This is a genomic window from Flavobacterium sp. FG19 (genome assembly GCF_057809475.1).
Window position 1 is genome coordinate 234,211 of sequence record NZ_JBMDKA010000003.1, and the last position, 25,791, is coordinate 260,001.

A 25,791-nucleotide genomic window follows, 5' to 3' on the forward strand; every position below is an offset into this window, starting at 1 on the left:
ATCATTTTTGACCTCTTTGGCGTTTCCTTTTATTCTTCATCTTGTTAGCAAAGTCCTGTTCCTCGTAATCTTCTCCCTTTGCTTCGGGAAGCAAACCGCCAAATGCTTCAATTAAACCGTCTTCGTGTTTTTCCGTATTCAGGAAGTCGAACAAATGATGTGGTTCTTCCGCAGGAATATCCGCATCATTTGATGTGGATATTTTCGGTTGTAATTCAACTGGCTCTTTAATCTCCGGTTTAATATTATTGTTCCAATAATCATTAAAGGTATTGGCGGAAAGCTCTTTGCTTAAATTTGAACCATTCCAAACCGTTTTGGAATTGTGGTCAATAAACGTCATTCCGTAAATACGACCTGCATCATTTCTACGCACTACTACGTTAATCCCTTGTTCGCCTAGCTGTTTTTTAAAAGCCTGTTCATTACTTGTTGATTGCAGGGCAATGGTAACAGCAGCTTTTAGGGTTGGTTTTGTCGGGTGTTTTTTTAAAGCCTCTTTGCTTTTCGCAAAATGTAATTCCAAAGCCGGAAGCCCTGCGTTTTTACCAAATAAGGAAGCCTTGAACGGATGTCCGGCTCTTTCTCCTTGTTCATTTAACGGAATATACAGTAAACCCTGTTGCATCTTTCCCTGCAATTCGCCCTCCACTTTTTCGGTGGCAACATTGAACAGGGAAAGCAGGGCATTGTATTCTCCCAAAGTTTGGTATTGATAATAGTTCGGCAGGTGGCGGACGACCGAAGCGATTTGACTTTTTACATCTCCAGCTTTATAATTTACCGGAAGGAAAACCTTGTCGTTCTGCCGATGCTCCTTATCGGTTGCGGGTATCGATCCGTGTTTTCTTTCCAACTCACGGCACACATTCATAGACCGCATTTTCTCGAACTTGTCCGAAATCTTTTTGCCCTCTTCATCCACGCAAACCGATACAATATGGATATGGCTCCGTTCAATATCGGTATGTTTGAATACCACAAAAGGCTGCTGGCCATAACCCATTTCCTCCATATATGCTTCTGCCATTTCCCTGTACCTGTCATCACTTACTGTATCTTTCGGATCAGGATTAAGAGAAATATGCAGCGTATGTTTCTCAGTATTGCGGTTGGCTATCAGGTAAGGCGCAAAAGATTGGGCTAATTGTGGCACCGAATATTGACCGCTCGCTGTTTCAATTATCTTATTGGTAAACAGAATCTGTCCGTTTTCATGCTTTACTTTAAGCTGGTTATAGGCCAATGCCCCGTATAAATTTCTACTTCTTCCGATTTTTGCTATCATTTCTAAGGCTGTTTTTTCATGTGCTTTGCTTCAAATTCGTCGGTTATGTGAATGATTTTCTGGCATAAGGCCGCCATTTCAGCGGTCTGTTTTTCCAACTTATAGAGAAAAGCGGCTGCTTTTTTCTCGGAAAAATGACGGTACAGCAGCTTTACTATCTGATTATAATTCACGCCTATGGATCGGAACTGACTGTGAAACGAAGTCAATCGCATATAAAAATCAACTGTTCCCTTGTCAATTTTAATCGATTTCATCTCCTTACTGAACAACAATGAGATGATAAACTTTGCTTTATTGGACATTCCAGATGCATCAAAAAGCGATGTAAGTTTGGCATTTTCTCCATCTGTAAGACGGAAAACATGGCGGTGGATGCTCGGATCAGTCTTTTTTCTGCGTCCTCCTTTATTTTGTCTTTTGTTATTGTTCTCATTCATAATTAATCCATTTTTAGCTTACACAAAATCTCGACTTCGGAGAGGTTTTCCAGCTCCCAGCAGGGCAAGTTGTTTTGAGGCACTAACTCGGTTTCGAGTGCCTCAAAACACAACTTGCCGTGTTCTGTTGAACACAAAATCCGCCCTGCCAGGCGGATTAAATATAGTGGGGAAAAACGGCTCAAGGCCGTTCCCCTTAATATCCATTTGTCAAAAGTCTTTTGCATAACTCCGTTAATAAAAATTACAATACAAAGTAAAGCCCTGTTTACGACAGCGTTGCACTGTGCTACAGTGCCCAATACCGCCTGTGAACGCCAAACACTGCCATCGCTATACAACCAAATAAATTAGATAAGTTCTTTGCCCCTGAAGGTTGGCAGGCAGGCCTACGGCCCCGACTTCAGGACAAGCAGACGGCATACATTCAAGACAGCAGATTATCCTGCCTGCAAGATTGCAGGAATGCTAGAAACCAAGAGCGCACGAATGAAGGACACAGTGAGTGCAAGAAATCAATCCCGCCTGATAACCGGAATGAATGCAGGGCTGCCATGCGGCACGGAGGCAGGGAATCAGCAATTCCCGCAGGCAGGGCTGACGGCTATCCTGCAAGAAAGACATAAGGAAATCAGGACTGCATGGCTGAAAGCCAGCAAGACTGAAAACAGGAAAATGTAAACTTTAAATTTTAAAAATATGGACGCAAAAAAGAAACCTCTGTTTGTCGCCTTTTCTTCTCAAAAAGGCGGTGTCGGCAAAAGCACATTTACTACGCTTGTCGCCAGTACGATGCACTATCGATTGGGCTACAACGTAGCGGTATTTGATGCAGATTTTCCGCAGCACAGTTTGATGAAAATGAAAACCCGTGATCTGGCAATGGTGATGGAAAATGAGGCTTTGAAAAAACTGGCCTACAAGCAGTTTACCAGCATTAACAAAAAAGCCTATCCCATTATGCAGCACAAGGCGGACAGCGTGCTCGATGCAGCTCATGAATTTGTAAACACTTCTTCCGTTCCGCTTGATGTACTGTTCTTCGACCTGCCAGGGACCGTGAATACGCCCGGCATCCTGAAAGCATTAGCGGGAATGCACCACGTTTTCACGCCCATAATGGCAGACCGTGTGGTGATGGAAAGTACGCTCATCTTTACACAGCTCCTGCAGGATGTAATTATGAAAAAAGGCACCACCTCCATAAAGACCATCAACCTCTTTTGGAACCAGGTTGACGGCAGGGAAAGCACACCCTTATATTCCGTGTACAATCAACTTATCGGGCAACTGGGGTTAAGTCTTATGCAGAGCCAAATAAAGAACAGCACCCGTTTTCGTAAGGAAAGTGAAGCGGAAAGTAAAACGGTTTTTCGTTCTACCGTAATGCCTCCTGATGAGCGTTTGATGAAAGCCTGCCAGTTAGACCTGTTCATAAGGGAATTTTTAAACATCATTGAATTGTAGTGCTATGGAAAAAGACAATAAAAGAAAAGTCACGCCGGATATTAATGAAGAAATGATGATGAACCTAATGGTGGACGGTGTTAAAAAGGATGGCTTGCATCTGCCGCCTCTACCTGCCGAACATCAGTTGAAAGAAGCGGTAAAAGACGAGGTGCAGCAGGAAGAGCTGTCGCAAAATAAACCCGCACAACGGGAAAGGAACCGCAACAAAAAAAACCTTGAGGGAAGCTACGGCGAACACTTTTTGAAAAACCACTCGATGACAAAGCGGGGTGATAAAAGCATTTATATCCGGCAGGAATACCACGAACGGCTATCCCGTATTGTCCAGGTAATCGGTAATGATGCCATACCCTTGTATGCTTATCTCGATAACATACTACATCATCATTTTGAGCTATTTGAAAAAGCAATTACCGAAGATTTCAACGAAAAGTTCAAACCCATTTTTTAAAGCATCTGATTATGGAAATAGTAATTGTGATATGCCTTCTGATAGTCATTGTCCTGCTTTTGCAGGATAAGATTGTCATTCATAAAAGGCCGGGACAAAAGCCCGCAGAGCAAAAGATTAACCCGAACCTGCCCGATATTATGGGACAGCCCAAGCCAGCAAGAAGCCTTCCACTGCCAAACAATGCTAATGGAAGCCTAATTACGGAAAACGAAATTAATCCTGATAATTTAGACATCGAATACGACGGGAACGAAAACTTAGGTATTCAGGTTCCGCAGGAAGAACTAGACGAAGTATCCAGCAATATGCCTGATTTCGAAGAAGAGGAAGAAGAATGGAAGAGGCATGGAATATCCGGTGGCGATAACGGTTTTGCCCAAGGGGTTACCTATGACGAACTAAGCTCCGTAGGGGCATTGCTCCAAAGAGAGAATTTGGAACAATCCCAAAAGGAAACAGCGGTGGCAATAGTTCAACGATTACAGGGGACTGAATTATTCAGCCTGCTGGAAAATTCCATTGAGGGTGCTTCCCGAAAGATAGCTGAACTTTTGGATAGCAAACTCTCACCTGAAACGATAGCCGGTTCTTCCACTTTGCGGAAAAATGATTTGAGTGATTTTGACATTGGGAAGTTTGTATAGGCTTCCCTTTGTCTTTTAAATTAAGAAAATATGGAAAATGGATCACCGAATATCAATATAGAACCGGGCAGTCTGCTTGACCTGCGTTTGAATAAAGGCATGCTGCCAACTCTGGATATCGCAGGTCATACATTCTACGTGGATTTGCGAATGGACAAACTGCGACCAAAGGACGATTTTATATCTAATGGCATAAACTTTACTGAAATAAAAGACTATTATGATCGTGAAAGACGGGCATATGTCATTCCCTATAATCCCACCAAACGCGAATTTCAACAGGACGATGTTTTTAAAATGACCGAACTGCCTGCAGATATTATCATAATACAGTTTCCAAGTCAGTATGAATTAGATATAGTGGGATGGAATAGAAAGTATGGCAATAGTATTACTGGTCAGGATGTGAAGCAGATGCACTTTGAAGCGCGTACCCTGCCTTGGGTAGATACCAATTTGATAGAACATATAAAACGTAATGTTGCGGAACAGCTGCAGCCGAAAGCAGAATATATTGTCAACAAACCAAAGGACAATTTATACAAGACAGCCACCGATGCGCAAAGGGTGCTTCCAACATATAAAGTATTCGGAACAGAATTTATCGTCGATGTCAATCAGCTGGAACTCCGTGAAAAAGCGAATCCGAAAAATGTAATTTCTATATCGGATATGGAAGAAAAAGCAGTACAAGGTTACCGATTTTGGTACAGCCCGAGCACTAAGGGCTTGACGACATATTCCGAACCAGGATCAAAATTGGCAGAGATCCCTGACTTTGTAAAACTCGACCCAATAGGCATGTCAAAGAAACATAATATCATAGAAGATAAGATTAAGGGAATGGATGACTTCCAGCTAATGGTTAACCAAGATGCGTTTGATAAACTAGCCTATCAAGGAATTATACCAACTATAGACATCGCAGGACACACCTTCTATATCGATTTGTTTAATGACAAATTGCATCCTAAAGATGATATTTGGTCACGGGGCATTATCTTTTCCGAACTCAAACATTATTATTCGCACAAAGACAACACCTACACCATTCCCTACAACCAAAAGACACATACCTTTCAGGAAGTAAGCCTCAATGTCAAGGAGATTCCCACAGACCTCATTGTTGTACAAATTCCAGGTAAGCGTATCCTTGACCCGATTGGTCAGAACAAGGCTGGCAACTTAAATTATTCAGACTATCTAAAAAAACAAGGAGTCCACCTCCAATTTGAAGCCAAAGTGATACCATGGCATCAGACACGTTTTGCGGAAACTATAAAGCGCAACAATGACCAAGGAATTAAAAAGGAGCAAATACAGTCTATTGACTTAAAATCAGAAGAAAGCGCAGTAAATAAAAGAAAAGGTCGAAAAATGTAAATCCAAATATATTAAGGAATGACCAGGCTTGCTGCTCAGGAGCCTTTTTACAGAAACAGAAGCCGGTTTTTCCACATTGCAGAAAAGTGATTTAGGTGATTGTGATATTGGGGAATTTGTATTAAACTTTCTCGTACAATCCTTAAAAGTAAAAACGCCAAACAGCAAAATGTTTGGCGTTTTTATTTATGCTTACAACTTAACGATACAGCCACTCAAAGCTAAACAATTCCTCTGAGCGCCACTTTGCTTCAACGCCTTCATTTCTGAAACACCTTTGTCCCGGAAAGCCCGCAAGGCGCGGGAAAAACAGTAACAAATAATGTGTTTCAATCATGGAAAAACAAAGAAAAAAAGTTTTGCTGGCAGCAGTGGCAATGCTGTCAGCAACAGGTGCATTCGCACAGGGAAATGGTACCGCAGGTATCAATGAGGCTACCCAGATGGTAACATCTTATTTTGACCCTGCAACCCAGCTGATTTACGCCATCGGTGCGGTCGTGGGTCTGATAGGGGGCGTAAAGGTTTACAACAAATTCAGCAGCGGGGATCCCGATACGTCAAAGACGGCAGCAAGCTGGTTCGGCGCTTGTATCTTCCTAATTGTTGCCGCTACCATCCTTCGTTCCTTCTTCCTTTAATCCCAAAGTCTTATGAGTACTTATAACATCAATAAGGGCATTGGGACGACCGTGGAGTTCAAGGGGCTGAAAGCGCAGTACCTCTTCATTTTTGCCGGCGGACTGCTCGCTATCCTTATCCTCGTCATGATATTATACATGGCAGGGGTCAATTCTTTCATCTGCCTGTTTCTTGGAGCCGGCGGTTCGTCTCTTATCGTATGGCAGACTTTCTACCTGAATAAAAAGTACGGTGAGCACGGACTCATGAAAGCAGGTGCAAAGAAAAGACATCCCCGCTATATCATCTGCCGCAAGGCTGTGCATCGCTGCCTAAGAATCACTGCAAAACGTCAGGCCATATGAGAAACACAGCAAAGACAGCAACGCTGGAAAGTAAATTTCCACTGCTGGCAGTAGAGAACAACTGCATACTGTCAAAAGATGCGGATATTACGGCCTGCTTTGAAGTGCGCCTGCCGGAACTCTTTACAGTTGCATCTGCGGAATATGAAGCCATTCATTCCGCATGGCACAAGGCTGTGAAGACCCTTCCGGATTTTACGGTAGTCCACAAGCAGGATTGGTACATCAAGGAAAACTACGCCCCTGATCTGGCAGAGGACAACCAGAGTTTTCTCTCGAAATCCTACCAGCGCCACTTTAATGAGCGACCGTTCCTGAACCATTACTGCTATCTGTTCCTGACCAAGACCAGCAAGGAAAGGATGCGGATGCAGAGCAACTTCTCTTCGCTGTGCAAAGGTTCGCTGATACCAAAGGAAATAAGGGACAAGGAGGCGATCCATCGTTTTATGGAAGCAGTCGCACAGTTTGAGCGTATCATTAACGACAGCGGCTTTATCAAGCTGAACCGCCTGAGCGAGGAAGAAATTGTTGGTACAGATGAAAAACAGGGATTACTGGAGCAGTACCTGACGCTTTCAAGGGAAGCCGGAACACCGATGCAGGATATCGTACTGGGCGCTGAAGAGGTCCGTATCGGGAACAAAAGGCTGTGCCTTCATACCTTGTCCGATACGGACGATCTGCCCGGCACAGTTTCGGCAGATACCCGTTATGAAAAACTTTCTACAGACCGGAGCGACTGCAGGCTTTCATTTGCTGCTCCTGTCGGGCTCCTGCTGGGCTGCAACCATATTTACAACCAGTACCTGTTTTTGGACAACAGCGACGAGAGCCTTCAGAAGTTTGAAAAATCCGCGAGAAATATGCACTCGCTGGCCCGTTACAGCCGTGCCAACCAGATCAACAAAGAGTGGATTGAAAAATACCTGAACGAAGCACATTCTTTCGGGCTGCATTCCATCAGGGCACATTTCAGCATTATGGCCTGGTCAGATGATCCGGGAGAACTCAAACAGCTGAAAAACGACAGCGGGAGTGCACTGGCGTTAATGGAATGCAAGCCGCGGCACAATACCACCGATGCAGCTACGCTTTACTGGGCGGGAATGCCGGGCAATGCAGGGGACTTTCCAAGCGAGGAAAGTTTTTACACGTTCATTGAGCCGGCCTTGTGCTTCTTCACGGAAGAAACAAACTACCACAACTCGCCGTCGCCGTTCGGTATCAAGATGGCAGACAGGCTCACAGGCAGACCCATCCATCTGGATATTTCTGATCTGCCGATGAAACGCGGGATTATCACGAACCGCAACAAATTTATTCTGGGTCCGTCCGGAAGCGGCAAGTCTTTTTTCACTAACCATATGGTAAGGCAGTATTATGAGCAGGGGGCACATGTACTTCTGGTCGATACCGGTAATTCCTATCAGGGATTGTGTGAACTTATTAAAGACAAAACCAAAGGTGAAGACGGTGTTTACTTCACTTACACCGAAGATAATCCTATTGCTTTTAATCCTTTCTATACCGACGATGGTGTATTCGACATTGAAAAAAGGGAAAGCGTCAAAACCCTCATCCTCACCCTTTGGAAACGCGATGACGAGCCGCCGACCCGTTCTGAAGAAGTAGCATTGTCCAACGCGGTAAGCGGCTACATAGAACAGATCAGGCACGATGATCTATATCCTTCATTCAATGGCTTTTATGAATATGTGCAGGGCGATTACCGCGAGGTCCTTCAGCAAAAACAGGTAAGGGAGAAAGACTTTGATATTGCCAATTTCCTAAATGTATTGGAGCCTTACTACAAAGGCGGTGAGTACGATTACCTTCTCAATTCCGACAAGCAGCTGGACCTGCTTTCCAAGCGGTTCATTGTTTTTGAGATTGATGCCATTAAGGATCATAAAATCCTCTTTCCAATTGTGACCATCATCATCATGGAAGTCTTTATCAACAAGATGAGAAGACTCAAAGGTATCCGCAAGCTCATCCTCATAGAGGAGGCATGGAAAGCCATTGCCAAGGAAGGGATGGCAGAATACATCAAGTATTTATTTAAGACCGTCAGAAAGTTTTTTGGTGAGGCCATAGTCGTTACCCAGGAAGTGGACGACATTATCCAGTCGCCGATTGTGAAGGAAAGCATCATCAACAACTCCGACTGTAAGATCCTGCTGGACCAGCGCAAATACATGAACAAGTTCGATGATATCCAGGCGATGCTGGGACTGACTGACAAGGAGAAGGCACAGGTGCTTTCCATCAATATGAATAATGATGCTTCGCGCCTTTACAAGGAAGTATGGATCGGCCTGGGCGGCACGGATTCCGCAGTATATGCTACAGAAGTGAGCCTTGAGGAGTATCTGGCCTACACAACGGAAGAAACAGAAAAAATGGAAGTGATGCAGCTCGCATCAGAACTGGGAGGCAATGTGGAACTCGCTATCAAGCGTATTGCCATGCAGAGGCGCGGTGATCAAATCATTAATAGATAATAAACAATTTAAATTAAAGAAAAAATGAAAAAACTAATGTTCTGGGTGTATGCGGCATTTATGTTTGCCGCGGCACCATCGGTGAAAGCCCAATGGGTGGTTACAGACCCTACGAACCTGGCTTCAGGCATCCTCAACAGTGCCAATGAAATTGTGCAGACTTCATCTACAGTGTCCAATGTTGTCAAAAACTTCAAAGAGGTGGAAAAGGTGTATAATCAAGGAAAAGAGTATTACGACAAGCTCAAAGCCGTAAGCAACCTTGTAAAAGATGCCCGCAAAGTGCAGCAGACCGTGCTTCTTGTCGGTGATGTATCTGAAATGTATGTTACCAATTTCGGCAAGATGGTGAACGATCCCAATTTCTCGCCGCAGGAACTCTCTGCTATCGGCAACGGGTATTCTGCCCTGCTCAACGAGAGTACCGAACTTCTGAAGGAACTCAAGCAGATCGTAACTGCAACAAACCTCTCCCTTAATGACAAAGAGCGAATGGACGTTATCGACAGGGTTTATAAAGAAGTCAAGGAGTTTCACAGTCTTGTACGCTACTATACCAGCAAGAATATTTCAGTAAGCTATCTCAGGGCAAAAAAGAAAAATGATGCCAAGCGTGTTCTTGAACTCTATGGTACTTCCAACCAAAAATACTGGTAAGCGATGGAATGGAATAATCTTCACGAAGTCCTGCGTTCGCTCTACGACGACATGATGCCGCTTGCCGGTGATATGGCTGCGGTAGCTAAAGGACTGGCCGGACTGGGCGCACTCTTTTATGTGGCATTGAAGGTCTGGCAGGCTTTAAGCCGCGCTGAACCTATCGATATGTTTCCGCTGCTGCGTCCTTTTGCCCTGGGATTGTGCATCATGTTTTTTCCCACGATCGTGCTTGGAACCGTAAATGCGGTACTGAGCCCGGTAGTCACAGGGACGCATGCCATACTCGAAGGCCAGGTTTTGGACCTCAACAAACTGCAGCAGCAGAAAGACCAGCTCGAATACGAAGCAATGGTGCGAAATCCGGAAACCGCCTATATGGTATCTGACGAGGAGTTCGACAAGAAGCTCGATGAACTCGGCTGGTCGCCCTCGGACATCGGGACAATGGCAGGAATGTACATGGACCGTCAGGAATATAAGATTGAGAAGGCCATGAAGGAATGGTTCCGCAATCTTTTGGAAGTACTGTTTCAGGCGGCGGCACTGGTAATCGATACCATCAGGACATTTTTTCTTATCGTCCTATCCATACTCGGGCCCATTGCCTTTGCTATATCCGTGTGGGACGGCTTTCAGTCAACGCTTACCCAGTGGTTTACAAGATACATAAGCGTCTACCTCTGGCTTCCGGTGGCAGACCTCTTCAGCTCCATGCTGGCCAGGATACAGTCGCTGATACTGGAGCGTGACATCGAAATGCTGTCTGACCCGACATTCATTCCCGACACTTCAAATACCGTGTACATCATCTTCATGATTATAGGCATCGTGGGCTACTTCACTATTCCCACGGTAACAGGATGGATTATTCAGGCCGGCGGGGCCGGGAACTTTACCCGCAATGTAAACCAGACGGCAATGAAAGCAGGAAATCTAACCGGAGCCGGAGCCGGCTCGGCAGCAGGAAATATCGGCGGCAGGCTGATGCATAAACAAAACGACTAATACTTCAGGAAAATGGAATTCAAAACGCTAAGAAATATCGAAAACAGTTTCAGGCAGATACGCCTGTATGCCATTGTGTTTGCCGTGCTGTGCGCAGGCACTGCAGGATATGCCGTCTGGCGGTCCTACAGTTTTGCCGAGCAGCAGAGGCAGAAAATATATGTGCTGGACAATGGCAAGTCGCTCATGCTGGCACTCGCGCAGGACGCGTCCATCAACCGTCCTGTGGAAGCGAGGGAACACGTAAGACGATTCCATGAACTGTTTTTCACCCTTGCTCCAGATAAGGATGCCATCGAAAGCAATATGAAACGCGCGTTCAATCTTGCCGATAAAAGTGCCTTTGATTATTACAAAGACCTGGCAGAGAAGGGCTATTACAACCGCATCATCAGCGGCAATGTGCAGCAGCGGCTGGAAATAGACAGTGTGGCCTGCAATTTTGAGCATTATCCGTATGCCGTACGCACCTATGCCAGACAGTTTATCATCCGTTCAAGCAATGTGACCAAGCGCAGCCTTCTTACCTCCTGTTTCCTGGTGAATTCAGTCCGTTCGGACAACAACCCGCAGGGTTTCAATATCGAAAAGTTCTCCGTGGTAGAGAATCAGGACTTAGAGGTCATCGAACGCTGAAAAATTTAGTGATATGGAACTTTTACTTGATTTGGATGCATTTGCAGAAGCCCTGACAGATAAGGGATATGACGGTTATTTCCACACAGAGAGCTGTTGTGCAGGAAAACTAAAGGACAGCATTGGTGCATTTTTACAGGTTTGGCAGAATGGCACTGATGCTCCATTATTAGCAGATTATCTGCATTTATCCACCTATCTGGAATGGAACGGCGAAGACAAACCCAAGGTTGAGTGCAATATGTGGGCAAGGTACGAGAACGGGAAATTCGATTTAGGGCAGTCGGAAATGTATATAAGAAGAATAGACCGCTACGGGCAGCTGTTGAAGGAATCCAAACTTACAAACCTTACGGCAAATTCGATTCCGGCAGTAAGGGAGGCCATTGCCCTGGTATCAGAAAAACCTAAAGAAGAGGCTGCTCCCCGAAAAAGGGGGTTCAGAATGTGATAACCCATAATCTTTAAAGCATGAAAACAATAAGAATCAACATTGACAAGTGGTTTGACAAGCAGGATAAAAGCTGGCGGGCGTTGTCCCTGGACAAACAGCGAAGATATACGCTATACCTTTTTTCAGCATATCTGCTGCTTACTGCAACGGTTATTTTAAAAGTGTGTTACGACACGGCGCAATCTGATAACAGCATGGTGATCGATCATATTGACAGCCCTGCCAGAAAAAAAGCAAGTCCTGCCATCCCATTGGACACATTATCAACAATAGCAAAAGAAAATATTTATGAAAGAAAATGAAAAAAGGGTCAGCGTTCTGGTGGAGGAAGCTGGCCAAGAAAGGACATCCAGCCTGCCTGATGATAAAAAGAGCGGCAGCGAAAGGCTTAAAAAACCCGCAATCTTCATCCTTATGGGAATCGTTTTTCTAGGTTGCATGTACCTGATATTCAAACCGTCTTCAGATAAGGAGGCAATCGAAAACACAGGACTGAACGATGACGTCCCTCAGGCCAGCGAAGCCGGAATGCAGGCAGACAAACAGAAGGCATATGAGCAGGAAATGCTGGAACAGAAAGACCAGGAAAAGCGAAATGCCCTGACCACGCTCTCCAACTACTGGAATGAGGACAGTTCGCCTGGGGACAACAAGGATACAATCACCGACCAGCAAGATCAAAGCACGGCGTATGGCCGCAATCCGGGAAGGCCGGCAAATCCCGCCTTAAACAGTTACCGCAATTCCCAAAGTGCGCTTGGATCCTTTTATAAGGATGACAGTAATGAAACCCGCGAGCTCCGCAGACAGCTTGATGATCTGAAAGAAAAGCTGGCTGATAAAGATGTACCCAAAAGCGTCACAGTAGATGACCAGCTGGCACTCATGGAAAAGTCCTATCAGATGGCGGCCAAATATCTTCCGGCAGGCACTAATACAGGTGAGGCGTCACCCGGCAAAGGCAGTACAGCTTCCGCCGGCACGCAGAAAGAATATTTTGCGGCATTCTCACCTGCGCGAAAAAGTGCCGTTTCTGCTTTGTACAGGGAACCTTCAGACAGTGCTTTTTCTGCGGATTGGAGCGCAGAGAAAAATAGGACTTTTTATACTCCGGGATCTGTACAGCAGACTGCACAGCCCAGAAACAGCGTGAAAGCCTGCATACAGGAAACACAGACCATTATTGGTGAAAGCGGGGTGCGCCTGCGCTTATTGGAACCTGCCCAAACCCCCAGCCGCACCATCCCGCAGGCAACGCTCTTAACGGCAATCGCCAAATTCCAGGGCGGCCGCCTGCAGATGAAAGTTACTTCCATAGAAATCGATGGCAATATTATACCGGTAGACATAACCATTTATGACCTTGACGGGCAGCAGGGACTCAACGTCCCGTATTCTGCAGAAATGAATGCCCTTACGGAGATGGCCGGCAATATGAGCCAGACTTCAGGGACGAGCCTAATGCTGACCCGATCGGCAGGACAGCAGGTTGCGGCAGATTTGAGCCGAGGCGTTGTGCAGGGCATTTCAGGCTATTTCTCCAAAAAAGTAAAAGCACCAAAAGTTACACTGAAAGCCGGCTATCAGCTCTTTCTGGTCTCTAAAAAATAATAGTTAACTAAATAAATCAACAATGAAAAATTATTTAAAAACATTTTGGGCAGCTGCCCTTATGATCGGCTCTGCCGACGCCTCTCTTGCGCAGGAAACTGAAAAAATATCGCTTGCACCGGGCAGGATTGAATCGTACGAAATGCAGGTTACCTACGATAAGACTTCCCATCTGATTTTCCCCAGCGCAATACGTTACGTGGATCTGGGAAGTGAGTACCTAATTGCAGGAAAAGCAGAAGACGCAGAAAATGTGCTTCGCGTAAAAGCATCGGTAAAGGACTTTGGGCCTGAAACTAATTTTTCGGTAATTACCGATGACGGCCGTTTTTACAGCTTCAACGCCTACTACAGTGCCTGCCCATCTGCATTGAGTTACAATATTCTGGAAATGCAAAAGGCAGCGGACAGCTCCGCTTCAGGGGGCGTGCTGTTTGAAGAGCTTGGGAACAACCCGCCGTCCCTGGCAGGTTTGATACTGGAAACAATCTATAAAAAGGACAAACGATTTGTCAGACATATTGGGGCAAAAAGCTTCGGTGTCCAGTTCATCCTCAAGGGAATTTACATCCATAACGGCAAATACTATTTCCATACCGAACTGGAAAACCGCACCAATGTCCCTTTCCAGATTGATTTTATAAATTTCAAGGCAGCCGATAAGAAAATAGCCAGACGCACCGTGATACAGGAAAGACCTATGATACCGCTGCGAAGTTACAAGCCCCTTGGTGTTATCGGCGCTAAAGAAACCGGACAGAATGTATTCCTTTTGGACCAGTTTACCATTGCAGATGATAAAGTGCTGCTCATTGAGATATTCGAGAAAAACGGCGGCAGGCATCAGACGCTTCATGTGGAAAATTCGGATCTGGCAAAAGCCCGATTGATCAGCGAGATGCACCTGAAGTTTTAGTAATCCATTAAGCAATAGAAAATGAAAAAGCATATCTATACAGTAACGCTCATTCTGATGAGCATCACAATGGCACAGGCACAGCGAATGCTGCCTAAACAAAAAGGATTTGAAATAAACGCAGGGGTACTATCCGATGATAAAATCGGCAGTGACTATTACATCAATGCGGCTATGACCGTCAATGGCAAAAACGGGAATTACCAGCTTTGGGCGCTGGAGTATTCACACCAATACTTCCAGTACAAAAACCTCCGCATTCCGCACGAGACCTTTACCGCAGAAGGCGGCTATAGTTTCTTCCTGCTGGGCGATGCCCGTAAGAACATGACCCTTAATGCAGCCCTGACAGCTGCAGCCGGCTATGAGAGCATCAACCGGGGCGAAGAGCTTTTATCTGACGGGGCGGAAATAACAAGTGAGGACAATTTCGTTTACGGCGCAGGCGGACGGCTGTCGTTTGAAACCTACCTGTCCGATCATCTTGTATTAGTGCTTCAGGGACGTGCAAAAGTCTTGTGGGGTACCGACCTGAAAGAGTTCCGCCCATCGGCAGGTTTGGGTTTAAGGTTTAATTTTTAAAACGAAAAAGTATGACAGCATTTTTTAACAAGTTCAGCAGGGGATTACTGCCGGTATTGCTCACAATCGCCGTTACACTGGCAGGGTGCGATAAGGGAGAACTGGAAATACAGGATGATTTTCCATTTGAGGTAAAGGTGATGCCTGTACCTGCAGCCATTGCCAATGGGGATACCGTTGAGATAAGGTTTACAATACAGCCGTCAGGTCATTATACAGGCACGCACTATTTCATCCGCTACTTTCAATTTGAGGGGCAGGGCGCACTGCGTTATTACAGCGAACCGCCCTACCAGCCAAATGATCTGTATCCGATCCCAGCAGAGCAGTTCAGGCTCTATTACACTTCAGGTTCTGCGGTTTCCCAGTCTTTTGAAGTATGGATTTCGGATAATTTTGGAAATGAAAAACAGCTGAGTTTTGAATTTAACAGCAGCGATTAGCAGGACCGCATCCCATTAGTAAAATCAGCAGCCTTTCTGGTTATAAGCACAGCCCGGAGAACATCTTCGGGCTGTTTTATTGGCATTCGTTAAAGGATTCCGTTAGAGAAACATTTGATAACTTGATAAACGTTGCTATCTTTGGACAAAATATAAAAAACTCATTATAGTGTTTTTGCTTAGGGCTCGGTAACTGAAAACTGGTAATTTTTAACGACCGCGAGACAAATAAGTAAGAACGCTCATGCCATTGGCGTGGGCGCTCGCTTATTCGTGGTCGGGTATACCAGTGCCTCAGTTCCGATAAGTGCAGTGGTCTGCGCCATATTTTTTTTTACAAAACGGCGTTTATTGCTGCTTCAGCAGGCGGGACGATAAGCAAAACCACTTTAAGCTTATTGAGCAGAAAACCGCAATCTTCCCTAATCCAGGAGCATTCTTTACAAATACATTTGTGCGGCACTGTATAGCGTGACGGCACTAAACTCCAATCTTACGAATGATGGCAGCTAATAAACTGATTGACCGCACCAATAGATTTTATATCGAGATGTCCAGAAAGGTACTTTCGGAAAAGGAATATGACATACTCCAGAAACTGCTGATAGAAAAAATGACACTTAAGGAAGTCGGCGACAATTACGGGGTAACCGGCGAGAGTGTCCGCAGATTATACGAGAGGACATTTGAAAAAGTGAAGTGTGTTACCGGGATGCTTGCCGATATAGACTCCTATAAACAGAAATTAGGGCAGTTGAAAGAGGATTTCGAATACGAAACAGGACGGATTAAAAAAAGAAGGACAAAAGCTGAAACTGACCTGAATAAACTGCTGTATGATACCCATTTCCCTTTCAGCAGAAGAATGTTTACCATAATCGAATATTTGGGCATCACTACCATAGGCGAACTTGCAGCAATCCCGCTGAATGATTTTCAGCGTTTCAGGGGATTTAAAGGAAAGTGCAAAGATGAGCTGATCGCTTTTATTGAGTTTGAGCACATCGAACATCTTTTTAAGGGCTTTGGTGCCTGGAAAACAGTCCCGCTTAAATAGTGGTGGCAATTATAAAAAGCTGTCCGAAATTGCGGCGTTCTTTTGCTTCTCCTATGTTTGTATAATATAATCTAAGTGAGGAAAAGTGAGAGCAGATTTTGCTTTAAACAGCTTAATAGTATATTCAAGCAAAGAAACTTCCTCTTCTTCTTTTACCTCCTATGTTTGTATATTATAATATAAGTGAGGAAGAGTGAGAGCAGATTTTGCTTTAAATAGCTTAATAGTATATTCAAGAAAAGAGACTGCCTCCTCTTCTTTTACCTTTTAGAATCTGAACAGAATGTAAGGAATTCACCTACACTATAAATATGGGTCGAATAGCCAGTATATCCAGTCAGGAGAAAAGATGAAGAAAGGTCATCACTTACCTAAACCATATAAGATGAAGGTATTATTAAAGCAGACAGTAGGAATTGATGTCGCACAAAATGAATTGGTTGTATCGCTTGGTCGAATGGATGAACAGATCAGCATAGAAGTTTATGCCTATAAAGTATTTCCTAATACAAGGAAAGGATTTTCAAGTCTTGTATCATGGGTAAATAAGCAAACATTAACCAGTACAGAGGTACGGTACGTAATGGAAGCTACCGGAGTTTATCACGAATCTTTAGCTTATTATCTTTGTAGTAATCAAAAACAAGTCAGTATCGTTTTACCAAACAAGATCAGTAATTATGCAAGAACACTAGACATAAAAACAATTACTGACAAAAGTGCTTCACAAGCCATTGCAAGATTTGGATTGGAAAGGAAATTAGAAGTATGGCAACCTCCCTTAAAAATATTTAATGATTTAAGACAGCTTTGTCGGGAACGTGAGCAGCTAGTACAGGAGCGTACAATGTTAAAAAATCAATTGCACGCTGAACATACTTCTGCAATATCGAGCGAAAAATCAATAAAACGAACCAAGAAAAGAACTGCCCTCATTGATACACAGGAAAAGGAAATAAGGGAGGAAATTGCTACGCATATCAAAGGAAATGAATCTTTAGCAGAAAAGATGAAAATAATATCTTCTATACCAGGGATAGGAACTCTGACTGCTGTAACTATCATCGCTGAAACTAACGGGTTCGAATTAATAAAGAATAAAAGGCAACTGGTCAGTTATGCCGGATTGGATGTAAGAGAAAAAACATCGGGAACTTCTGTGAAATCCAAACCCCGAATATCTAAGCGGGGTAATCGTAATCTTAGGAAAGTAATGCATTTCCCTGCACTGGCAGCAATTAGAACCGATGAGAGCTTCAGATATATTTTTTTAAGATTAGTTTCAAGGCATGGTATTAAAATGAAAGCAATTGTCGCCATTCAAAGAAAGCTTCTGGAGTTAACGTATATCCTATGGAAATCGAATACGACTTATAGCCCAAATTATCACAATCAAAGTATTCTTTTAGAAACAATAACCATTTAATAAAAAAAATAGGGTAGCTATTCTATCTAGCTACCCCAAAATAGCTATGCAAACAAGATGAATTCACATTAGTAAATTCGTCAGCAGTATTATGCTTTTTCAATAACAATTCTCGTAACCTTCAGTGCTATTTTTCCAATTTTAGAATGCGATATGCCCCTTTTGCTACAATAAGGAATACAATCGCTCCAATAATAAGATCAGGATAACTTGAGTGTACCAAATTGACTAAAAGACCTGCAATGATAACACCTGAGTTAATAATTATATCGTTCGATGTGAAAATCATAGAGGCTTGCATGTGCGCTTCCGTGCTTTTGTTCTTTTGCAATAAGTAAAGACACAGTATATTTGCTATCAATGCCAAAATAGAAACTATAATCATTGTTTTAAAGTCCGGCATTTTTTCCATTCCTGTAAAACGTCTGATAACTTCAATTAACCCTATAACGGCCAATAGAATTTGAAAATAACCCGCAAATTTGGCGATTTTAGTTTTTCTCGCTATCGTGCCGCCAACGGCAAATAATGCCAATGCATACACAATGCTATCGGCAAGCATATCCAGACTATCCGCTACCAATCCCATTGAATTAGAAAGAACACCAAACAACATTTCCAATCCGAAAAAGAGGAAGTTTATAATCAGTACTTTCCAAAGTAGTTTCCGTTGGTTATTGCTTGTATCTGCTCCAAAGACAGCTTGGCTTTCTTCAGTAGAAATCAATGTTGTATTCAGGTTAAGTGATTCCAAAGCAGATAAAATTGGCGCTGGGTTTTCATTGTGGTAAACGTCCAGTTTTCTATTAGGAATATCAAATTCCAATGATTGTACCGTATCAAAATTTTGCAGTTTCATACGAATCAATTGCTCCTCACTCGGGCAATCCATTTTAGTTATATTGAATATGGTTTTATTCATCCGCTTAGAGTTTTAATTTTATCCCTAAGTTAACTACAAACCCGTCCAATGGTGCATAGATATCTTTAAAAACGGGATTGCTTATTGTCCCAGTATAAATACTATCAAAGCGAGTTTGTCGGGTATCAAGGAAGTTTTCAAAATTGGCATATAGAGAAAATCGCTCCCAGATCTTTTCAGCCATAAATCCACAAGTCCAATAATCTTTTCCAGTTGTTCCGTTGTTCATTTTTTGAGGACTGAAATAGTATGCTTCCAGCCCGACTTTCCACTTATCTTCTATCTCATACATCAGCACAGAATTAATGCGGTGTTTAGGTGTCAGTGGACTTTCAGTATTTGTTCCGTTCTGGTTTAGTCGGGCATCTGTATAAGTGTAACCTAAAAATAATTTCAGGTCATCATAACCGATTTTAATATTGGTTTCTGTTCCTTTGGTATGAATGTAGCCCGGTGAATTTACGAACTGATACAGATTTACAGATTGATTTTCAAGCAATAATGGATTATCTAAGTATGTATAAAAGAACAATTGGTTTATGCTGAATGACCATTCCTCTCCGATACGAAAACGATAATTAATATCTGCATTTGCACCATAGCTTTTTTCCAATTTATTGGTTTTATCGTCGATAGGCAATACGTTTTGATATTGTATTCTTTCGCTATCTTCCGTAAATATAGTAGGTGTTTTGTAGCCAAATCCGCCTCCAATCCTTGATGTCAGACCCTCGGCAATTTGGAAAAGAGCTGAAACTCTCGGTAAGAACACTGCACCATAATCCACAACGTAGTCCGTACGGAAACCTGCTTCTAAATTCAGATAATCTGCAGCTTTCCATGAATTTTGGATAAAAGCTCCAAATGTCCTTTGGTTGTAATCTCTTAACGGAAAAGCTGTGAACTGCTTTTCTTTAAAATTATCTGTCCATATATTAATTCCTGCAACCCATTCCGATTTTTCTGTACTACTGGTATAATTGGCTTCGGTAAAAGTGGCTGTTTGTGTTCCTTCAAATTCATAGTTAGGAATCGTTATATTCCTATTGAAATAGCTTACGCTGTTTTTAATTTGATAAGAACTGTTTTCATTAATTAAATGGTCTAAAACAAATTGTGTGGAATAACGTTGTGTTTTGTTTTTCTCAAAATATTGATGGATATTATCTCCCTTACCTTTAATGTAAAGCATATCGCCTCCCAAACGGTTTTCAATGGTTGTATTGATTCCAAAATTCATCTTTGTTTTATCATTGAAATAAACAAATAATTTAGGGTTCAGTACGTAGCGTTCAAATTTTGGAATGGCAGAAAAGCCAATATTAGCAGGGTCGTAAGCTCCGTTGCGATTGTGCGAAGCGAATATGGTAGTTCCTATTTTATTGAACCGTTGCCCATAAAAACCGTTAATATCCAAGCCTCTGCCTGATGTTCCGTTGATTTGAAAACGTAAATCCCTTTCTTCAGTAGGTGTTTTAGAGATCAGGTTTACCAATCCAGCGATCGCTCCGCCACCATATAGAGTGGACGCCGAACCTTTGATGACCTCAACTTGTTTGAGATCAAGTGGCGGTATCTGTAAAAGACCCAATCCGCTTGATGCGCCAGAATAAATGGGAAAACCGTCTTTTAGGATTTGCGTATACCTACCGTCAAGTCCCTGAATACGGATACTTGCGTTGGCGCTTGTTGGCGATGTGGTCTGGACGTGAATACCTGTGCTTTCTGCTAAAAGCATGCGAATATCTCCTGGTTTCATATTACCCTTTTCTGCCAATTCTTCACTACCTATAAATTCAATCCGGGTAGGAATATTTTGTATGCTCCTGGTACTTCTTGTAGACGATATTATTACTTGATCCAATTCTTCTGAACTTTCTTGTAGTAAAATTTCAATAACATTTGTGTCCTTTAATGGAAATTTTAAGGTGTCAATATGTTCATTGAAGCCTATATAACTAAAAATTATTTCCTGTAATCCGTCAGGAATATTTGCTAATGTAATTTGTCCATTTTCGTCAGACGTCGCAACAAGCGACGTTCCCTTTATAGATGCTGTTACACCATTTAAGGGTTCATTTGTTTCAATGCTTTTGACAACAACATTTAAGGTATTTTGTGCATATGCACAAAGGTTTAGTGCCATAAAAAATGACACAATGAGTATTTTTTTCATTGTATAGATGATACTTAATTTGAATAAATAAAGATAACAATACCGAAGTATCGTTACTAATTATATGCTGTAAGAGCTACAAATTAAGTAAGTTGTGGGGGATGCCAAACAGAATATGGGAAATCTGAAATAGGTTTTATGAAAGTTATTGCTATTTTTTTTTCAGTTTGTACGACAGGATGTATAATTGAAAAATGAAAAAAGGTCATTACAAACCCCATACAGGTATTACAATTCATAAAAGGCGAACAACATTTCGCACAACCATCTTTTCCTTGTTGGTGGTTTTGAGTTGTTTGTTGTCGAGGTTTAATACATCTATCTTCCCTTAAGCACAATGGTGCTGTTGATAGAATCAACACCATAAAAGCCAATATGAATGATAAATATTTCATTTGGCAAATGTATAAATTTATGCTCAATTTATCATAGTAATAAACAATTAGAACATCTACTGTTATTTTTTAAATAATATAAATGGAGAATTACAAAAGAGACGGTAATAATTTTCTATTTTTTTTCTAAATATATTTGGTTTATAACACAGAATCTTTTCTTTGGCCGCGTCCAGGGAAAGAAAAGAAGCCCGCTAAAGTAACAAAAGGGATACTGCCTATCCCTTACAAAATTTTCGCATCCTGTTTGATAAAATGGCGCATGGTGCATTTTTATCAAAGTGGCTGCACCGCTTTACCGCAAAAAGACTGCCCCGACCTTGGGGAGGGGGTGTCTTTTTGCCGCCCGATTTTCGGGTCAGCCGACTTTTAGGGGCTGTGACTGGAAGTTTCCCAGATTAAGGAAAAATCCCCTGTACTCGGTCATCCCATAGCGGAACAAGCTCCACAACAGCGAACATCCCATCTGTGCCAGTGCTGAATTGATAAACAGTTCCTGTTTTTCCAAAGCCTCGGATAAGGAACAGCTCGGCGTATCGTCCATCTGCTCGGACTGTTTTAATAATTCCCCAAATTCTTCGGTTACAAACGGCAGGTCTGCCACCGTTTCATATTTTTCTGAGTCAGGCTGTTTAACCTGTCCGACAGTCGCTAATATTACCTGTCCTGTATGCTGGCTGTTGCCAAAGTCCAGCCAATATTTAGGTGCATCTCTATGATTTCTGTGGGCGCATAGTTCTTTAAGTATTTCAGCAACGCCAAACCTAGCCTGTACACTGTCCACGCAGGAAATATAGATAGCCGCCTGTGCATTTTGGGGCAGTCTGCCCAAAGTATCTTTCTCAAATTTCACCGTTTCCGCCTTCCAATAAGTTCCCATAAAACGATTGGCTCGGTTTATCAGGGCTACAGATTTATATAATCCAACCTCGGACTCGGCAAAACGCTGTCTGCCCAGATTGGCAGTCGTGATAACATCATCATCCCAAAGGCGGACAGACAGCCCTGCGTGCCCAAGTTCAATCAGGCTGTGGCTGATTTCCATCAGGGCGGTCAATACTTTTGAGCCTGTTCCCCCTGCACCGATCAGGTTTACCGCAATGGGGTTGGTCGGATTTATGAGGCTGTTGTCGGTAAAATGCATTTTTATTTTCTCGGTATTCATCACAATAGATTTTTAAGGGTTTTGTTGTTCTTTTTCAATGCTTCTTTTGGAAAGGGGTTTCCTGTCTGTACAAGTTCTTTCCATAGGCTTACAATGTTTTTCCCTGTCAGGTTTTCGCATAAGGAGTGGCTGAAATAGGAATTAAAAAAGTAGTCTTCCCACGCTCGGGTAAATTCCTCCACCGAAGCCGAATTTTTTATCTCAATATTGACAGTTCCCATGCAGACATTGCCCTTTTCGTAGATATTGAAAAAAGGAGCGTAATACAGGGGTGTTTTTTCTGTCGGTCTTCTGTCAGCAGTTAAAGCAAAAACGGTAAGACTGCTTCTGCCCGCCATCCAAAGCATTGCAGGCACCTGCGCCTTTCCGCTCTTTATGCCCAGACTGTCCACAAAATACATCTGCCTCTGCTGTGTTTTGGTGTACCATAGTACCACACCCTTTTCTCTGCTCGGATTGATATGCAGTATGTTTGTCGGCAGTATCCCGCTGGATTTTAAAAAGGCTTTATCCTTATCTTTTTCTATTACCAACGCCTTTGCCAATACTTTTGCTTCACGTTCTGTGAGCGGGTGGGCATTGACAGGAGTGCCGTTCTTGTCCATATCTAAATGCTCCACATAAACATCGCCGTCCATTCCTTTGGTTTCATAGAAAACGAGTGCGGATTTAGGATGGTACAGCGCAGGGAAGCTTTCTGTGATGTCGGTTGTATTTTTCATTTTCTTGTGGTTTTATAGTTATAAAGCAGACTGCATATATCGTCCAAAAGGGCAAACAGCCTGTTCTCAAAATCAAGACTGTTTTCTGTCTGCTCTTTTTTGTCAAAACGTCTGCTGATGGTCGGTTCCTGCATTTCTGCGTACTCGTTGAATTCGCTGTTGATGCTCTCGGCAAGGTTCTCGTACAGTCCTCCTTTTGTGTGCGATATAAAGGAAATGTACTTCTCCATACCAATGGTTTCATTACCGCAGTCATCATTGTCGGGGTCTTCTTCGGGCATCGGAGCATTTCGAAAAATACCTGCATTGGGATATTGCGCATAGAGCGCAAAGGCATTGTAAGCTGTCAGCCAGCACTCGTGGTCGAATGCATCACTTTTTTTAAAAATGTCTAAACGCTTTTGAAACAGCTGTAAACTCATTGGGTTAAAAATCTTCTGCCCGATGCAGTCTCCAATGAATTCCGCTTTTTCAAACTCAAGCTTATATGCTTGGCTGTCGTCCGTTTCATCGTCCTGCTCCGCCCATTCCTTGTGCATTTCATACATCCAATACAGGTAACTGTTTTCCTGCCTGAAATAAGGAATGTCTGCTATGTGGTACAGGTACGAGCAGACCGAAACGAGCAGTTGGGCGTTTCTTTTGCGCTTGGGGTCGTGGAGCATCTGATACAGCGGTTCGATGGGTATATAATACAGGGTTGTGCCTGTGCTGTATTTTTCCTCACTGATGAAGTAGGTTTTCCTGCTGTCCTGCACCAAACGTAATTCCTGCCAATTCGGAACACCCTGCTTTAACTTTTCTTCCATATCCCATATCGCCAACGCCAGATTGTATGGGTACTGAAACTGACTGGTCTGCATTGGTTCTATCTTATAATGCTCGGCTAGTTTGGAAAGGGACTGATAAAAATCACTTTCTGTTTTTACCGTTTCTGTACAAGCCTGTACCGTTTTTGTTGCTTTCAGTCTTGGCAGGAACGAAGTTTTTAGAAAACCATTGGCAACATTTCCACAGGTACTGACCTGCGCCTGTCCTTTTGAACCTCGCCCGCATCTTTGGGTTTCTGCATCCAATGGGCGAACTCGCCGAGCTGTTTGTGCAACTGCCTTTGTCTTTTTTGTTCGGGTGGTGTGATTGTCCCCGATATGATATGTTTGTGCATAGTCCATTGCTTTAAAATTTGGTTTAACCTTTAGTTCCCATTACGCTCTCAAATCGGTATTCTACTGCATCATCCTTAATGACGGGTGCGGATATTTTAGCGGTTGTCAAAATGGGATACGTGCTGGCATAAAAATTTAGTACTGCTTCCACGCTCCAACGTGGTTCGGGATCGGTCAATATAATATCGTGTCCTTTGTCTTTGAGCAGGAACACTCTTTCCAATTGAGTTGCTAATAACATGATGATGGATTTTAGGTTATTACATTTGGTTTTCCTGTGCATTTTCTGTCGGGTAATCGGCAGTTGCCTGTTCTGCTTCTTCGGTTTCGGGTTTTTCTTCCTCGACAGCTCCAAAAAGGCTTGGCGCAGAAAACTTGTCGGAAAGTTCTCTTCTGCGTCTGCGTATCTCGTCAGCCTTTTCAGGGAACTCTGTTATTTCGGGTACTTTTACCCATGCTTCACGATGCTTTCCTTCTTTATCAAGTTCATCCGCCTTTGCCATTGCTTCTTTATACTTCTTGTCTTTGGCTTCCTGTTCTTTCTTCTGCCTGTCGGCTTTCTCTTTCTCCATTGCCGAGTGCTTTTTGGTTTCTTCCAACTGCTTCATAAAGCTTTCCATGTCGACCATCAAGCCTGAAGCGGTCTGCATGGGTGTGGTTATCTTCTCGAAAAAACCGTTGTCGAGTTCCTCGGCTGTTCCCCTGAGATTAAGTGGCGGTATGATGTTCTTTGCGTTGTCCCCGCACTGTTCGTTTTGGAGCATAACCGATACGACTAGGCTGTTTTCTGCTCCTTTTGCTATGGTAATCTGCAAGTCGCCTGTAATCTGCAACTGCGCTATCTGATGGAAAAAATTTGCATTCATAATTCTAAAATTTTGATTGTCGTCTGATTGTTTTTTATGGCTCTGAGTTTCCCGTACATATCTGTCCAATAGGCTTTCTGCCTTTTATCGAACTCGGAGAAACTCTTATCCTCGTGGCGGTATTCCTTGTACTGTCCTGCCATCCTGATGGCTTCTTTCAGGTTTGTCACCTCAATGGGACAGCCGTTCAAATCTGTTATCTTCATTGCTTTAGCACTTCAGTTTTTAGGGGTATAAATTCCATTGTCATACCATCCTATAAGCTGTTCCCAATTCCTTAAAAGGCTGTTGGTATCTATATAGAAACATTCGATTCTATTGCAGTAAATGATATAGACAGCCTGGTCTTTGTATTTCGTTTCAAGGCTCTGCAATTGAGCCATACTTTCAGCTTGGTCTATTGATTTGGCTTCCATA

30 protein-coding genes are annotated in these 25,791 nt (G+C 43.0%); 19 read left to right on the forward strand and 11 right to left on the reverse strand.

The window, feature by feature from the left end:
* Nucleotide 1: 1 nt before the first annotated feature.
* Nucleotides 2-1,288 carry a conjugal transfer protein MobB gene (gene mobB, locus ACODST_RS04675; protein WP_488930948.1) on the reverse strand — a complete coding sequence of 429 codons (1,287 nt, stop codon included), beginning with the start codon at nucleotides 1,286-1,288 and terminating at the stop codon, nucleotides 2-4.
* 2 nt (nucleotides 1,289-1,290) lie between these two features.
* On the reverse strand, nucleotides 1,291-1,728 hold the full coding sequence (gene mobA, locus ACODST_RS04680) for a conjugal transfer protein MobA (RefSeq protein ID WP_488930949.1): 438 nt from the start codon (nucleotides 1,726-1,728) through the stop codon (nucleotides 1,291-1,293).
* Between the two features lie 489 nt (nucleotides 1,729-2,217).
* On the opposite strand from mobA, the gene ACODST_RS04685 reads away from it, so the two are divergent.
* The 19 genes from ACODST_RS04685 (at nucleotide 2,218) to ACODST_RS04775 (ending at nucleotide 17,962) form a co-directional block, all read left to right on the forward strand.
* Nucleotides 2,218-2,409, forward strand: coding sequence for a hypothetical protein (locus ACODST_RS04685; RefSeq protein ID WP_488930950.1), 192 nt, complete (start codon nucleotides 2,218-2,220; stop codon nucleotides 2,407-2,409).
* An 18-nt stretch (nucleotides 2,410-2,427) separates the two neighbouring features.
* Nucleotides 2,428-3,195, forward strand: coding sequence for a ParA family protein (locus ACODST_RS04690; protein ID WP_488930951.1), 768 nt, complete (start codon nucleotides 2,428-2,430; stop codon nucleotides 3,193-3,195).
* A gap of 4 nt (nucleotides 3,196-3,199) precedes the next feature.
* Nucleotides 3,200-3,649, forward strand: coding sequence for a DUF3408 domain-containing protein (locus tag ACODST_RS04695; RefSeq protein ID WP_488930952.1), 450 nt, complete (start codon nucleotides 3,200-3,202; stop codon nucleotides 3,647-3,649).
* Nucleotides 3,650-3,660: 11 nt separating this feature from the next.
* The gene (locus ACODST_RS04700) at nucleotides 3,661-4,296 is read left to right on the forward strand and encodes a conjugal transfer protein TraD (RefSeq protein ID WP_488930953.1); all 636 of its coding nucleotides are present in this window, start codon (nucleotides 3,661-3,663) and stop codon (nucleotides 4,294-4,296) included.
* A gap of 30 nt (nucleotides 4,297-4,326) precedes the next feature.
* Entirely contained in the window at nucleotides 4,327-5,679 is a 1,353-nt protein-coding gene (locus tag ACODST_RS04705; protein ID WP_488930954.1) for a hypothetical protein, read from the forward strand.
* Between the two features lie 335 nt (nucleotides 5,680-6,014).
* Complete coding sequence (locus ACODST_RS04710) at nucleotides 6,015-6,320, forward strand: DUF4134 domain-containing protein (protein WP_488930955.1); 306 nt, start codon at nucleotides 6,015-6,017, stop codon at nucleotides 6,318-6,320.
* A 12-nt stretch (nucleotides 6,321-6,332) separates the two neighbouring features.
* Nucleotides 6,333-6,665, forward strand: coding sequence for a DUF4133 domain-containing protein (locus tag ACODST_RS04715; RefSeq protein ID WP_488930956.1), 333 nt, complete (start codon nucleotides 6,333-6,335; stop codon nucleotides 6,663-6,665).
* Complete coding sequence (locus tag ACODST_RS04720; RefSeq protein ID WP_488930957.1) at nucleotides 6,662-9,172, forward strand: TraG family conjugative transposon ATPase; 2,511 nt, start codon at nucleotides 6,662-6,664, stop codon at nucleotides 9,170-9,172. Before ACODST_RS04715 ends, ACODST_RS04720 begins: the two co-directional genes overlap by 4 nt.
* A gap of 24 nt (nucleotides 9,173-9,196) precedes the next feature.
* On the forward strand, nucleotides 9,197-9,829 hold the full coding sequence (locus ACODST_RS04725) for a DUF4141 domain-containing protein (RefSeq protein WP_488930958.1): 633 nt from the start codon (nucleotides 9,197-9,199) through the stop codon (nucleotides 9,827-9,829).
* A 3-nt stretch (nucleotides 9,830-9,832) separates the two neighbouring features.
* Nucleotides 9,833-10,837 carry a conjugative transposon protein TraJ gene (traJ, locus tag ACODST_RS04730; RefSeq protein WP_488930959.1) on the forward strand — a complete coding sequence of 335 codons (1,005 nt, stop codon included), beginning with the start codon at nucleotides 9,833-9,835 and terminating at the stop codon, nucleotides 10,835-10,837.
* Nucleotides 10,838-10,849: 12 nt separating this feature from the next.
* Entirely contained in the window at nucleotides 10,850-11,473 is a 624-nt protein-coding gene (gene traK, locus ACODST_RS04735) for a conjugative transposon protein TraK (protein WP_488930960.1), read from the forward strand.
* Nucleotides 11,474-11,486: 13 nt separating this feature from the next.
* Complete coding sequence (locus ACODST_RS04740) at nucleotides 11,487-11,924, forward strand: hypothetical protein (protein WP_488930961.1); 438 nt, start codon at nucleotides 11,487-11,489, stop codon at nucleotides 11,922-11,924.
* Nucleotides 11,925-11,944: 20 nt separating this feature from the next.
* On the forward strand, nucleotides 11,945-12,229 hold the full coding sequence (locus tag ACODST_RS04745) for a nitrogen regulatory IIA protein (RefSeq protein ID WP_488930962.1): 285 nt from the start codon (nucleotides 11,945-11,947) through the stop codon (nucleotides 12,227-12,229).
* A complete protein-coding gene (gene traM / locus ACODST_RS04750; RefSeq protein WP_488930963.1) occupies nucleotides 12,216-13,538 on the forward strand; it encodes a conjugative transposon protein TraM in 1,323 nt (440 codons plus the stop codon). The genes ACODST_RS04745 and traM overlap by 14 nt, the downstream gene beginning before the upstream one ends.
* Before the next feature lie 22 nt (nucleotides 13,539-13,560).
* Nucleotides 13,561-14,454 (forward strand): conjugative transposon protein TraN, encoded by an 894-nt coding sequence (gene traN, locus ACODST_RS04755; protein ID WP_488930964.1) that lies wholly within the window; start codon nucleotides 13,561-13,563, stop codon nucleotides 14,452-14,454.
* A gap of 21 nt (nucleotides 14,455-14,475) precedes the next feature.
* Nucleotides 14,476-15,036 carry a conjugal transfer protein TraO gene (locus tag ACODST_RS04760; protein ID WP_488930965.1) on the forward strand — a complete coding sequence of 187 codons (561 nt, stop codon included), beginning with the start codon at nucleotides 14,476-14,478 and terminating at the stop codon, nucleotides 15,034-15,036.
* Between the two features lie 11 nt (nucleotides 15,037-15,047).
* Complete coding sequence (locus tag ACODST_RS04765) at nucleotides 15,048-15,479, forward strand: DUF3872 domain-containing protein (protein ID WP_488930966.1); 432 nt, start codon at nucleotides 15,048-15,050, stop codon at nucleotides 15,477-15,479.
* Nucleotides 15,480-15,978: 499 nt separating this feature from the next.
* The gene (locus tag ACODST_RS04770) at nucleotides 15,979-16,536 is read left to right on the forward strand and encodes a sigma factor-like helix-turn-helix DNA-binding protein (protein WP_488930967.1); all 558 of its coding nucleotides are present in this window, start codon (nucleotides 15,979-15,981) and stop codon (nucleotides 16,534-16,536) included.
* Nucleotides 16,537-16,921: 385 nt separating this feature from the next.
* Complete coding sequence (locus ACODST_RS04775; protein WP_488930968.1) at nucleotides 16,922-17,962, forward strand: IS110 family RNA-guided transposase; 1,041 nt, start codon at nucleotides 16,922-16,924, stop codon at nucleotides 17,960-17,962.
* A 127-nt stretch (nucleotides 17,963-18,089) separates the two neighbouring features.
* Here the strand turns inward: ACODST_RS04775 and ACODST_RS04780 are convergent, their stop codons facing one another.
* The 9 genes from ACODST_RS04780 to ACODST_RS04820 all read right to left on the reverse strand — a co-directional run bounded on the left by ACODST_RS04780 (nucleotide 18,090) and on the right by ACODST_RS04820 (nucleotide 25,790).
* Nucleotides 18,090-18,884: a cation efflux transmembrane domain-containing protein gene (locus tag ACODST_RS04780; RefSeq protein ID WP_488930969.1), complete on the reverse strand. Its 795-nt coding sequence runs from the start codon at nucleotides 18,882-18,884 to the stop codon at nucleotides 18,090-18,092.
* Between the two features lie 4 nt (nucleotides 18,885-18,888).
* Entirely contained in the window at nucleotides 18,889-21,060 is a 2,172-nt protein-coding gene (locus tag ACODST_RS04785) for a TonB-dependent receptor (protein ID WP_488930970.1), read from the reverse strand.
* A gap of 753 nt (nucleotides 21,061-21,813) precedes the next feature.
* On the reverse strand, nucleotides 21,814-22,620 hold the full coding sequence (locus ACODST_RS04790; RefSeq protein WP_488930971.1) for a PRTRC system ThiF family protein: 807 nt from the start codon (nucleotides 22,618-22,620) through the stop codon (nucleotides 21,814-21,816).
* A complete protein-coding gene (locus ACODST_RS04795) occupies nucleotides 22,620-23,342 on the reverse strand; it encodes a PRTRC system protein B (protein WP_488930972.1) in 723 nt (240 codons plus the stop codon). Before ACODST_RS04795 ends, ACODST_RS04790 begins: the two co-directional genes overlap by 1 nt.
* Nucleotides 23,339-24,418, reverse strand: a complete 1,080-nt coding sequence (locus ACODST_RS04800; RefSeq protein WP_488930973.1) for a hypothetical protein — start codon at nucleotides 24,416-24,418, stop codon at nucleotides 23,339-23,341. Before ACODST_RS04800 ends, ACODST_RS04795 begins: the two co-directional genes overlap by 4 nt.
* A gap of 112 nt (nucleotides 24,419-24,530) precedes the next feature.
* A complete protein-coding gene (locus ACODST_RS04805; protein ID WP_488930974.1) occupies nucleotides 24,531-24,749 on the reverse strand; it encodes a PRTRC system protein C in 219 nt (72 codons plus the stop codon).
* Nucleotides 24,750-24,768: 19 nt separating this feature from the next.
* Nucleotides 24,769-25,443: a PRTRC system protein E gene (locus tag ACODST_RS04810; protein ID WP_488930975.1), complete on the reverse strand. Its 675-nt coding sequence runs from the start codon at nucleotides 25,441-25,443 to the stop codon at nucleotides 24,769-24,771.
* Nucleotides 25,371-25,580, reverse strand: a complete 210-nt coding sequence (locus ACODST_RS04815; RefSeq protein ID WP_488930976.1) for a hypothetical protein — start codon at nucleotides 25,578-25,580, stop codon at nucleotides 25,371-25,373. The genes ACODST_RS04810 and ACODST_RS04815 overlap by 73 nt, the downstream gene beginning before the upstream one ends.
* Before the next feature lie 12 nt (nucleotides 25,581-25,592).
* Entirely contained in the window at nucleotides 25,593-25,790 is a 198-nt protein-coding gene (locus tag ACODST_RS04820) for a DNA-binding protein (RefSeq protein WP_488930977.1), read from the reverse strand.
* Nucleotide 25,791: the final 1 nt, after the last annotated feature.